Annotated in this window: 7 protein-coding genes; 3 read left to right on the top strand and 4 right to left on the bottom strand. The window is 39.0% G+C overall.

What is annotated here, in order from left to right:
- Positions 1-27: 27 nt before the first annotated feature.
- A complete protein-coding gene (lpdA, locus tag GJS41_RS04480; protein WP_154246121.1) occupies positions 28-1,446 on the top strand; it encodes a dihydrolipoyl dehydrogenase in 1,419 nt (472 codons plus the stop codon).
- A 54-nt stretch (positions 1,447-1,500) separates the two neighbouring features.
- On the opposite strand, the gene GJS41_RS04475 is transcribed toward lpdA, so the two are convergent.
- Positions 1,501-2,433 (bottom strand): DMT family transporter, encoded by a 933-nt coding sequence (locus GJS41_RS04475; RefSeq protein WP_154246120.1) that lies wholly within the window; start codon positions 2,431-2,433, stop codon positions 1,501-1,503.
- A gap of 130 nt (positions 2,434-2,563) precedes the next feature.
- On the opposite strand from GJS41_RS04475, the gene GJS41_RS04470 reads away from it, so the two are divergent.
- Entirely contained in the window at positions 2,564-4,792 is a 2,229-nt protein-coding gene (locus GJS41_RS04470; protein ID WP_154246119.1) for a S9 family peptidase, read from the top strand.
- A gap of 40 nt (positions 4,793-4,832) precedes the next feature.
- Here GJS41_RS04470 and GJS41_RS04465 read toward each other — a convergent pair whose 3' ends face one another.
- Positions 4,833-7,130: a tetratricopeptide repeat protein gene (locus GJS41_RS04465; RefSeq protein WP_154246118.1), complete on the bottom strand. Its 2,298-nt coding sequence runs from the start codon at positions 7,128-7,130 to the stop codon at positions 4,833-4,835.
- 70 nt (positions 7,131-7,200) lie between these two features.
- Positions 7,201-9,528, bottom strand: coding sequence for a tetratricopeptide repeat protein (locus tag GJS41_RS04460; protein WP_154246117.1), 2,328 nt, complete (start codon positions 9,526-9,528; stop codon positions 7,201-7,203).
- Positions 9,529-9,605: 77 nt separating this feature from the next.
- On the opposite strand from GJS41_RS04460, the gene GJS41_RS04455 reads away from it, so the two are divergent.
- Entirely contained in the window at positions 9,606-10,715 is a 1,110-nt protein-coding gene (locus GJS41_RS04455) for a sorbosone dehydrogenase family protein (RefSeq protein WP_154246116.1), read from the top strand.
- 81 nt (positions 10,716-10,796) lie between these two features.
- On the opposite strand, the gene GJS41_RS04450 is transcribed toward GJS41_RS04455, so the two are convergent.
- The gene (locus GJS41_RS04450; protein ID WP_154246115.1) at positions 10,797-12,896 is read right to left on the bottom strand and encodes a M13 family metallopeptidase; all 2,100 of its coding nucleotides are present in this window, start codon (positions 12,894-12,896) and stop codon (positions 10,797-10,799) included.
- Positions 12,897-12,959 lie beyond the last annotated feature (63 nt).

The following is a 12,959-nucleotide window of genomic DNA, read 5'->3' as shown; positions in this document are numbered from 1 at the left end:
TTAAAAAAGAATTTTCAGAGGAAACTCATGAGTAATATCAAAGCTCAAGTTGTTGTTTTAGGTAGTGGTCCTGGCGGCTATTCAGCGGCATTTCGTGCAGCGGATTTAGGTCTAGATGTGGTAATGGTAGAAAAGTACGCCGACTTAGGTGGTGTATGTTTGAATGTGGGTTGTATCCCTTCAAAAGCACTGCTACACACAGCTAAGGTCATCGATGAAGCAGAAGAAACTTCAAAACATGGCGTAAGTTTTGGTAAGCCTGAAATTGATATCGATAAAATCCGTGCTTATAAAGATGGTGTGGTAGGTCGTTTATCTCAAGGCGTTGCCGGTATGGCCAAGATGCGCAAAGTAAAAACTGTGCAAGGTTACGGTAAATTTACGGGTTCTCATACTCTAGAAGTTGAGCACGAAGGTAACAAACAAACAGTAGAATTTGAACATGCGATCATTGCAGCTGGTTCTCGCGTGGTTCAACTACCATTCTTGCCAGAAGACGATCGTATCGTTGATTCAACTGGTGCTCTAGAGCTTCGCCAAGTTCCTGAGAGCATGTTAGTTTTGGGTGGCGGGATTATCGGTTTAGAGATGGCAACCGTTTACCGCGCTCTAGGTACAAAGATCTCTGTGGTTGAGATGGCTGACCAATTAATTCCAGCAGCTGATAAAGACGTCGTTAAAGTACTTCAAAAGTTTGTTAGCAAAAAATACGAAAACATCATGCTCGAGACTAGCGTAACCGCTGTTGAAGCTAAGAAAGATGGTTTATACGTGACTTTCGAAGGTAAGAATGCTCCAGCTGACCCGGTTAAGTTCGACATGATTTTATCAGCAGTAGGTCGTCGTCCAAATGGCGATTTGATTGATGCTGAAAAAGCTGGCGTTACCGTTTCTGATCGTGGCTTTATCGAAACAGATAAGCAAATGCGTACTAACGTTCCGCACATTTATGCGATTGGAGATATTGTAGGGCAACCAATGTTAGCGCATAAAGCAACGGCTGAAGCTCATGTTGCTGCAGAGGTTATCGCTGGTAAAAAACATTACTTCGACCCAATTACTATCCCTTCAGTAGCTTATACTGACCCTGAGTTAGCTTGGGTTGGCTACACTGAAAAAGAAGCCAAAGCAGAAGGTATTGAATATGGCGTAGGCAACTTCCCATGGGCAGCTTCTGGCCGTGCTATTGGTGCCAACCGCTCTGAAGGTATGACTAAGTTATTATTCGATAAAAAAACCAATCGTGTTATCGGTGGTGCTGTTGCTGGCGTGAACGCTGGTGAATTAATTGCTGAGGTCGGTTTGGCAATTGAAATGGGTTGTGATGCTGAGGACATTGGTTTAACGATTCATGCTCACCCAACACTTTCTGAATCAATTAGTTTTGCAGCAGAAGTTTATGAGGGAGTTTGTACCGACCTTCCACCAGCTCGCAAAAAGAAATAAATATTCTTAATATAAAAAAGGCGCCTTGAGCGCCTTTTTTTGTGTCATGTCACTTTAAGAGTGGTTACTTTTCTTTCTTCCAGCTAAAGCTGTGATGGCCGAACCTGTTACCACCATTCCTGCGCCGATTAAACTTAAGGCGTTAAGCGGCTCTGCGATTAGATAGTCTGGGAAGAAGTAGGCGCAGATTTTCATAAATACTATGGTGAGTAATGGTGTTATAGCCAGAAGCGCACTAACACGGCTTGCTTCCCAGTGAGCAAGAGCCTCAGCAAAGGCACCGTAGGCTACCAAGGTATTTAAGCAGCAGAATATAAGCAAGAACCAGCCTAGACCATTGATATCCATGATTTGTTCAGGATTACTTATTGGTATCAATAAAGGGACACAGGCCAAATAAATCATAAACATGATTTGATTGGATGAGAATTCATTCAGTAATTGTTTTTGAGCTAGGGCATAGGTCGCCCAGGTAACAGCGGCGGCGAATATCCATAACAAACCTATAGTGTAACTTCCTAATGAATTAAAAATTTCTCCAAAGCGTAGGTTAAAAAATAAAATTAAACCTAACGCAAAAGTAGTAAAGCCAAGCCACTGCCACTTACTAAAAGGTTCCTTAAAAATAACTAAGCCACCAATTAGCATCATCATAGGAGCTGTTTGGATCATGACCTGAGCGGAACTAGGATTGGTTAATTCCAACCCAACTAGGTAGAAGACATAATTAGAACCAAGCCCTAAAATAGCTATTAGCATTAAGAGTCCTACAACGCCTTTTAATTGCTTAAGGCTCGGTAGGCGTTTACGTAATGCTAAAAACAAAAAGACCAATACTGCGGCGCTTAAAAAACGATACCAGGTCACAGTGACCGCATCCATTTGCAACAGTAATCCTTTTAAAGCAATCGGCAATAAACCCCATAAAAAAGCGGTGGTTAATGATAGGGTTAGACCTAATTTCCAGTTTCCTGATACTTTGTGCATAAGACTGTTCTGTCTTAAAGAGAGAGTGTCGATTATGCAGTATATCCAGGTATGAAACTAGCCATATCTGGCATTGAATATTCAAACTATTGCTTCTATGATTAGGGCACTATAAAAATAGGTGTATGCTATGAAAAAAATAATTACAACCATTCTGATAGGAGCTTTAGGTATGGCTTCAACTACTGTCGCGCAGGCAAAAGAATTAAGCGTAGAAAGAATCTACTCAGATCCTTCCTTAGATGGGCCAGCGCCTAGATCTGTAAAGCTGTCACCTGATGGTTCGCGCGTGACTTTTTTAAAGGGCAAGGAGGATGAACAAGAGCGCTTGGACTTATGGGAATACAATCTCAAAGACAAGAAGTCACGTATGTTAGTTGATTCTCGTGATTTATTGCCGGGCGAAGAAAACCTGTCAGATGAAGAAAAGGCGCGTCGTGAAAGAATGCGATTATTTGCTAAGGGTATCATTAGCTACTACTGGGGTGATGATGGTAAGACATTGTTATTTCCTTTAGGCGGCGATATCTTTGCTTACGATATTACTAAAGCAGGTAATGGCGCTACCAAGCAATTAACCAAAACTGAAACCTATGAAACGGATATTAAGCTATCACCCAATGGTGACTATGTTTCTTTCATTCGTGACCAGAACATTTTTATGGTTAATGTCAAAACTGGCAAAGAAACACAGCTAACCTTCGATGGTGAAGGTACCATCAAAAATGGTATGGCAGAGTTTGTGGCGCAAGAAGAAATGGGGCGTTTAACGGGATATTGGTGGTCACCGGATTCAAAAAAAGTTGCTTACTTACAAGTTGACGAGTCGCCAGTGAATATTGAAAAGCGCTATGAAATTAATGCTGAAGATTTTACAGTTTTCGAGCAACGCTATCCCAGTACTGGTACCAATAATGTGACCATTAAATTGGGGGTATTAAATTTAGACTCGAATAAAACAACTTGGATCGATACTGGTAAAAAAACTGATATTTATATTCCGCGAGTTAAGTGGCTTAAAGATTCCAAAAGCGTTTCTTATCAATGGCAAAGTCGTGACCAAAAAACTTTAGAGTTGCGCTTTGCAGATATAGCAAATGGCTCATTTAAGAAGGTATTAACTGAAGCTGCTGATACTTGGATAAACCTGACTAAAGATCTTCGTTTTTTAAAGAAGTCGAAACAATTTATTTGGACATCGGAGCGAGATGGTTTTAGACACATTTATCTGTATGACTTAGAGGGTAAACTTATCAAGCAATTAACCCAAGGCGACTGGGTAGTTGATAATGTTTACGGAGTCGATGAAAAGAATGGCTTGGTTTACTTTGATGCTAACAAGGAAAGTCCCCTAGAACAGCATTTGTATTCAGTTCCGCTAGCTGGCGGGGAGCTTAAAAAAATTACTCAACAAAGTGGCGTGCACGGCGTAACCTTTGCAAAATCGATGGACGTATTCGTGGATTATTTTTCTTCGACCACTCAGCCTTCACAGGTGAGTTTGCGAAAAGCAAATGGCGATTTAGTAACTTGGCTTGAACAAAATAAACTGGATAAAACACATCCTTATTATGACTATTATAAAAAGGCCTCTAAACCAGAATTTGGCACAATAAAAGCGGAAGATGGCCAAGAAATGCAGTATCGAATTTACAAGCCGGTACCATTTAATGCTAATAAAAAATATCCAGTAATTGTTGATGTTTATGGTGGTCCACATGCCCAGCGTGTGCGCAATACTTGGGGTGCCCGTAACACTTACTGGCATCACTTAATGGCTAGCAAAGGTTTTGTTGTTTTTTCTTTAGATAATCGTGGTTCATGGAATCGTGGCAAAAAATTTGAAGACCCTATTTATCGTAAGCTCGGTAATATTGAACTGGTGGATCAAGTTAAGGGCGTTGAGTATTTAACTTCTCTGCCTTATGTGGATAAAGACAAAATTGGCATGTTTGGTTGGAGTTATGGCGGCTACATGACCATTATGGCGATGTTTAAAAATCCTGAAATTTTTAAAGTAGGGGTTTCTGTTGCACCTGTTACCGACTGGTACTTGTATGATACTCATTACACTGAACGTTACTTAGATCACCCTAAAAATAATAAGGAAGGTTATGAAGCATCTAATGTGTTCCCTTATTTAGAAGGCTTACAAGGTAATTTAATGGTAATCCATGGCATGGCCGACGATAATGTATTATTTACCAATAGCACTAAGTTATATAAAGCTTTGCAAGACGCGAATAAACCTTTTGACCAAATGAATTATCCAGGTTCAAAGCATTCAATTTGGGGAAAGAAAACTCGAACTCATGTGTTTAATACCATTACCGATTATTTTGAGAAACATTTAAAATAATATCAAAGCTTAAAAAAGCCCTTCATTTGAAGGGCTTTTTTTATAGCGAACTGAGTAAGTTTTGTGCTTCTGTGAGTTCGGCTATTTCCATATCAGCATATTGCCAATTCGAGATGGCTGTTTCTAAATACTCTTTAGCACCAGAAACTTCATTCTTAGCTAGTAGCACTTTGGCCATTCCAAGATTATAGGTCGGAATAGCTGGAGCAAGGATAAGTAGTCTTTTATAAAGTGATTCAGACTTTTCTAAATTACCTAATGCTAAATAATTCATCGCTGTCCAAAGAAGGAAGTCCGTACGATCAGGCGAACGCTCTAATATAGGCTCTAACGCAATCAGAGCTTCTTCGTACTGCTGATTGAAGTAAAGACTTCTACCTTTAAAGTGATTGATAATCGCTATATTTGCTGAAGAGTAGGCACCGCCAATTTTTAACAATTCATCGTATACAATTAATGATTCTTCAGGTTTTCCTAGATAATTAAGCAACATGCCTTGAGCGATTTGAGTATTAATAAATAAAATATCTTCACCAGAGTCTACGCCAAGTTTTACCGCTTTATCGATGGTGGTTTGAGCTAACTCTGTTTGGCCTGCTAAATGGTATTGCCATGCAAATAGTGCTTCTCTCTGTAAACTGGTATCAACACTTTGGGTTTCGGCGAACTCTTTAAAAGCTTCCTGTAGGTACTTTGTTGAAGACTCTCGGACGCCATAATCCCAATAAAATTGAGATAGCCGTATTTTATTGTTAACGATACTGGCTGAAGTATTACTATTTTGAATAGCTTTTTTAAAGGTAGCTTCAGCATCTCTAAAACGACCAATCCTAGAGTAGGCATCAGCCAAATTTGATAGTACAGCTTGATTATTAGGCTCTAAACCAAGTGCAGATTGATAGTTACTGATAACGGAGTCATAGTTACCGGTTTTCTTATAGAGATCACCTAAGTTTTTGTAAGCAATAGGATTAGATGAATTCTTGATAGAATATTTTTCATAGGCATCTAAGGCTTTATCATACTGACCCACACTATTATAGATATCGCCAATAGCATCCCATAGCGCATGTTGTGAAGGATCTAGCTCAATGACTTTTTTCAGATTGGCAATAGACTCTTCATAACTATCGGTATTGAACCTTAAAAACTCAGCTTTGAGCAAATAGGCAAAAGTATCCGTTGGATAAAGTTTGATCCATTGGTCTAGAACTCCAAAGCCTTTTTGTGATTGTTGATTAAGGTAGTAGGCTGTCGCATTGATGGGAAATCTTTCTCTTTCTGTTAAGCGATAAGTCTGATGTTGTTGCGCTAACTGAGTGTATTTTTTTGCTTTGACGACTTTGTTTTGACGAATGCTGAATAATGCAAAGTTAAACGCAGCAATAGAGAAGGTTTCGTCCTTTTCAATCGCGGATATAAATAATGGCTCGGCTTCTTGGACATTGTCCCCAAAATTAAAAATTAAAACGGCCTGAGCGTAGTCATTGAATGCATCCCAGTTATAAGTAAACAAGTCTTCAATGGGTAAGTCGGTATACTCAGAACCTGTTTTAAAGTGTTCATTGATTTTTATTGTTAACTGATCAATTGCCGAGAAGTAGTTGGAGTTCTCCTCAATCAATTCCAGATCTTTTCTACCGTTACTAGCATTATAAATACTGACTTTGATTTTATAATTAGCCCCAGCTTGTAATAATTCGCCTGAGAGCAAATAGTCTCTACCACGTTCTTTAGCTTGATTGAGCTGATAAGAAAGCGGCAGCCTTTTTATACTTTGCTTATCATTTTTAATTGATTCGCTTAATTGACCTATTTCAGGACTGGAGTAAAAAATATTTTGCTTCAGGTCTCTATTGAGTACATTCGAAGTTATCCCTGCTAAAATATCAAACTTAGAGTCGTTTGTTTTATTTTGAAATGGGAAAAGAATAATAGGCTTAATAAATTGAGACTTAACAATTTCTCTTTCTTGCATTTTCCCTGTTTCATCTTCTACCATCACCATCTCAACGGTTTTCCCTAAGTCTTCATCTTTGTATAAATGGTGCAATGTCAGAGGAATAACCAATAGGTATAGAGGTAAGAATATTTTTTCGAATAAGGTCCACTTCTGCTTGCCAGGAGCGCCATGGTGCCATGCCAGCACTAAAATCATAGGTAAAAAAAGCAACAAGGTAACTATCAGGACTTCTTCCCAATTGGGAGATAGGGAATAACGCTCTACCGCCCAGCCTGTGAATTCGAGCGCCGTCCAGCTGCCTGCTAAGAAGATACCGAAGAATTGCGGGATACGCCTTGTTAAAATTTTTGAGAAAAAGCCTGTATTTTCTGACATTTAACTACTAAAGAATCGATTATTTAATAAAATACTAAGGGTTAGCCCTTATAGGGTCAAACTATTTATATTAAATGCTACGACTCTTTTTTTCTAATTGGCTAATCAGGACTTTGGTTTCCTCAAGCTCCATATGATTTTCATCAGCAAGCTTCCAGCCGACAAGCGACTTCGCTAAGTATTCTTTTGCGAGATTAGCTTTATCAGAAGCTATGAGGATTTTAGCCATCAGTAAGTTATACTCAGGGTAACCAGGAGCAATCCTCAGCATAAAATTGAGGGTTTCTTGGGCTTTAGTATATTGACCATCGACCATGTATGCTCTGGCCAACCACTTCAGATTATTGATATTATCCGGGTTCTCTTCTGTGTATGGTTTTATAGAAGAGATTGCTTTTTCCCCATCACCTTTGAAGGCGTAAAATCTTCCGGTTAAATACTCTATATAGCTATCCGAAGTATTTTCTGCAAGCTGTTGTGCTGAAATTTTGGCTTTTTGAGCTAGTTCAATGGCATCGTCAAATTTTTGTTGCTCTGCTAATAATTCAGCTCTATGCAAATCGATGTTTAGTAAAATAGCTGTTGCATTGTTTTGTTTAGCCCAGTCTTGATAGAATTTAAGAGTTTCTTGCGCCTTGGTCGCTTCGCCTGCAACAAAATATTTAACTGCAAACTGACTTTCGTAAAGGGCCAAGCTACTAGTTGTAGTGACTTTTCTAAATGCATCAACGGATTGTTCATGACTTTTGATAGCATTTTGATACTGCCCATAATTCCAAAATAGTCGAGATTTTTGCGATAAAAAGCTATGTTCTTGAGCAGGGTTTAAGCTTAGTTCAATAGCTTGATTAATAAACCGTAGAGACTCTTCGAATTTACCAAGTCTTGCATTAGATAGCGCTAATCTTGAAAGGGCATTAGTGTCTTCTGCGTTAAGAAGAAGAATTTGCTGGTAGTAGTTATTGGAAGAGTCGTACTTTCCCAGTTGGAAATGGTAGTTACCTAATTTGCGGTAGGCATCTTGATTAGTAGGGTCTAGATCTATAAATTTATTGTAAGCGATAATGGCGTTATCGTAGTCAGCCTGGGACAGGTAAACGTCACCGATTGCACCCCAGTAGGCTACTAGGGTAGGGTCAATTCGTAATATGTTTTCATAGGCGTCAATTGAAGCTTTAATCGCTTTATCTTTCTTTAGAAGCACTCTAGCTATGCTAGCTTTGGCTTGATAAGGCTCAAGCTCGTCTGGGAATGCAGTTATCCATCGTTCTACCAGACTTGGCGTTTTACTAAGTTGATTGGTTAAGCTTAATTGCACTAAAGACAAAGAGTACTTTTCTCTTTCGGTGAACTTACTTTCTTTGTAAGGCATAACCTTATCAAGTCTGTTTTTAGCATTGGCTATCTGATTTTGACCAGCATAATAAGTAACAAGTGTAAGATTAGCTAATGCAAATTTGTCATCTTGTTCAGCAGCATCTATAAGTAAAGCAATTGCTTTTTCATGATTGCCATAATCGGTCATTAACACTCGAGATTTGGCATAAGTTTTAAAAGCTTTGAAGTTATAGGTATATAAATCGCCTATCGGTAAGTCGGTTTGTTGGCGATCTTGTTCATCTAATAAATGGTTTGTTACTTGTTCTGATATGATATCTATAGCAGTGAAGTAGTCGGTTGACTCTGCAATAAATTCTTTTAATTTTTTACCCGTTACAGAAGTGTATAGAGAGACTTTTAATTGATATTGTTGGCCAGCGAAGTTTAATGTCCCGTTTGCAAAGTAATCTAGATACTTTTCTTTTGTTAGCTTTATCTGCAGAGAGAGTGGTATGGAATCAATTGGCGCTCGTGCTGTTTGTAAATCGTTGATCAAGGCAAAACTATCGCCTGCTATAATATATTTATTTTGACTAAGGTCTCTTCTTAAAACTTCTGAACTGGCTATAGCTACGCTGTTTAATGATTCATCTTTGCTAATGTTATTTAAAGGGAATACCAGTATTTTTTTAATACTGCTTTGCTTTGAGGTGGATTTGAAAGCACTAATTTCGGAGCTTGCAATATTATTAGTAGAAGGCGAAAAATCCATTTTTAAATAAATAGAGCTCAATACTAAAGGAATTGCCAAAAGGTTGATTGGAATATAAATCTTCTCAAATAAACTCCATTTCTGTTTTCCTGGAGCTCCGTGCTGCCATGCTAGAACGACTACTAGGGGTAAGCAAAGTAAAAGTAATACTACTAGCAACTGTTCCCAGTTTCTGGATAAACCATATATTTCGACTGCCCATTGAGTAAACTCCATAGCGGTCCAGCTGGCAGCTAAATATATTCCTAAAAATTGAGGGATTCTGCGTTTTGTGATTTGTGAAAAGAAGCCTGTATTTTCTGACATTAGTTTAGTATTTTAATATTCTTGATAACGCTAAGCTTGATATTAAAGTTTCACCTCCAAGGGGTCAATCAAATACTATGAACAATCCAACAAAGCTCTTGTTTCTGACGTTTTTAGCAACGCTTCCAGGTTTACTACATGCTGCTACAGTACCAGAAGGTTTCAAAATTGAAGTTTTTGCCGAAAAAGTAGATGGGGCCAGACAAATGGCTTTATCTGATACAGGAATTATTTATGTAGGTTCAAGACGACCTGGGAAAGTCCATGCAGTCATTGATTCCAACGGTGATTACAAAGCTGATAAGACGGTTTTAATCATTGATGATCTTTATATGCCTTCGGGATTGACTTATAAAGACGGCGATCTCTATGTTGCTGAAGTAGATAAAATTTTGCGCTTTAAAGATATCGACAAAAACTACGATAAATCTCCAAAGCCCGAAATTGTGTTTGATAATTTGCCCGATGAATCTCATCACGGCTGGAAGTACGCAAAATTTGGTCCTGATGGGCGTTTATACATTCCGATCGGCGTGCCATGCAACGTGTGTAATGAGGAAGATAAACGTTTTGGCACTATTATTGCTTTAGATGTTGAATCTGGTGAGTTTGAATATATAGCTACCGGTGTTAGGAATAGTGTTGGTTTTGATTGGGACCCTTTAACAAAGGAGTTTTGGTTTACCGATAATGGTCGTGATTGGATGGGAGATGATGTACCACCCTGTGAATTGAATAAGGTCAGTAAGAGTGGTGATTTTTTTGGCTTTCCATATGTTCATGGAAATGCTGTAAAAGATCCTGAGTTTTTCAGTAGCTTCAAAAAGGACAAAGGTAATACCGACTTTGTGCTTCCGCAATGGGAATATCAAGCTCACGTAGCCCCTTTGGGCATGATCTTTTATCAAGGTAAGCAGTTTCCCAAAAAGTATCAAAATTCGATTTTAGTGGCGCAACACGGTTCCTGGAATCGTTCTAAGAAAGTCGGTTACAAAATAGTTAACATGCAGCTTGATAAGAACCGTAATGTGATTGCGCAGAATGACTTTGTGACTGGGTGGTTAGATGGCGAAAAAGTATTAGGACGGCCAGTGGATTTGATTACCTTGCCCGATGGTTCTGTTCTTATTTCAGATGATGGTTTTAGTGTTATTTATCGAGTGAGTTATCAGGTTGAAAAAAACTAATAAAATGTAAAAAGCTAAATAGCAAAAAGGCCTGCATTTGCAGGCCTTTTTAATCTTACAAAAGTCTAGAATATCTACGGTTTACCATATCTTGACGCGTTGTTCTGGAGCTTTATACATCTTGTCACCAGGTTTTACATCAAAGGCTTCATGGAACTCAGGCATATTCATAACAGTACCATTAGCGCGGTATTCTGAAGGTGAATGCGAATCGGTTTTAATACGCTTGCGCAGTTCTTCATCGCGATATTTACGTGCCCAAACTTGAGCCCAGCCTACAAATACTCTTTGATCGCCTGTCATCCCATCAATGACGGGTGCTGGTTTGCCTTGCTTGGATAATTGATAAGCTTTATAAGCAATGGTCATGCCACCTAAATCACCAATATTTTCACCTAAGGTAAATTCACCATTAACATGGACATCATCTAGCACAGTGAAGTCATTGTATTGCGCTACTAACTTATCGGCGCGTTTTTCAAATTCCGCACGGTCAGTCTCTGTCCACCAATTACGTAACTTACCATCACCATCAAACTGAGAGCCTTGATCGTCAAAACCATGTCCCATTTCATGGCCAATTACAGCACCAATACCACCATAATTTACCGCGTCATCGGCTTCAAGGTTAAAGAATGGAGGTTGCAAAATAGCTGCAGGGAATACGATCTCATTCATCACAGGGTTGTAATAAGCATTAACGGTTTGCGGTGTCATAAACCATTGAGTTTTATCAATAGGCTGACCCAGCTTTTCACGGTTTTGTTTCACAGAAACCATTGTGGCTCGACGCATGTTGCCCGCTAGGTCATCTGCTTCGATGGTTAATTCAGAGTAATCTTTCCATTTATCAGGGTAACCAATCTTAGGATCAAATTTAGCTAACTTATCTAAAGCTTGCTTCTTGGTTTCTTCGCCCATCCAGTCTAAACCTTTAATGCCTTCACCATAAGCTTTGCGTAGGTTTTCAACTAACACCGTCATGCGCTTTTTTGCTTCAGGCTTAAAGTGTTTTTGTACATAAATCTTACCTACGACTTCACCTAAAACACCATTAATCACATCAACACCACGCTTCCAACGGGGTTCTTGCTCTTCAACGCCACTCAAAACACCTTGATAGAAGCGGAAGTTTTCATCTGCGATAGCAGAATTTAAGAAAGGCGCTGCGCCTGATAGCATGTGCCACTTGAAATAGCTTTTCCAAGTTTCTAAATCGACGTCCGCCATCATCTTATCAACGGCCACAAAATAATCAGGCTGACCAATAATAGCTTGTTGCATATCATCGAGTTGAGCTTCTGCTTTCCAAGCATCCCAATTAGTGTTTGGCATTAAGGTTTTCAGTTCAGATAGTGACTTTTTGTTATAACGAGCGACCGGATTTCGCATTTTTTCTTTTGGCCATTGTTTCTCAGCTAACTCGGTTTCAAATTGCATGATTTGTGAAGCATGCTTTGCTCCATTATCTACCCCTGCCAGATCAAACATTTTAGTCATATGCTCAACATAAGCTTTACGAATATCGGCGCTTTTTTCGTCGTCATCGATATAGGTTTCACGACTGGGTAACCCTAATCCCCCTTGTCCCATTTGTGTAATGTAGGTTTCAGGATCACGCGGGTCTGCATAAACAAAAACGCCGAATGGACCAGTTGAAATCATTTGCGCATAGGCAAGGTACTTAGATAAATCTTCGGCGTTTTTAATCGCATCGATTTTGGCAAATTCAGGTGTTAAAGGGGATACTCCTAACTTCTCAATTAAATCGGTATTCATATAACTTTTATATAAATCGCCAACTTTTTGCGCATCAGAACCTTTTTCTGCCTGCATTTTCGCAGAATCTTCAATGATAGCTTTGACATCTTCTTTGGCTTTTTCCGCTAACTTTGTAAATGAACCATAGTTGGATTTATCGGCCGGGATTTCAAAATTTTCTAACCAAGATCCATTTACATGACGGAATAAATCATCTTGCGGGCGAACTGACTTATCGAAGTTAGCAAGATCGATACCTGAGACTAATGCTTTTGGCGCTTCTACTTTTTTGTCTAGCTTGGCTTGCGCTTGAGCTTCAGTTTTGGCTGCTGTTTTTGCCTTTTGCTCAGCGTGATTGGAATTATCAGAACATGCAGCTACAACAGCTAAACACGCTGCACTGACTATAAATTTTTTCATAAGAACACCTATTATTTACTCTAAGTTATTGATATTTAGAAATAATGTTAATTCAGCAGATCA

This window comes from Kangiella sp. HZ709 (genome assembly GCF_009674675.1).
Lineage (GTDB): Bacteria > Pseudomonadota > Gammaproteobacteria > Enterobacterales > Kangiellaceae > Kangiella.
The sequence above is the reverse complement of the archived record's forward strand: the minus strand, read 5'-3'. Positions and strand labels throughout refer to the sequence as shown.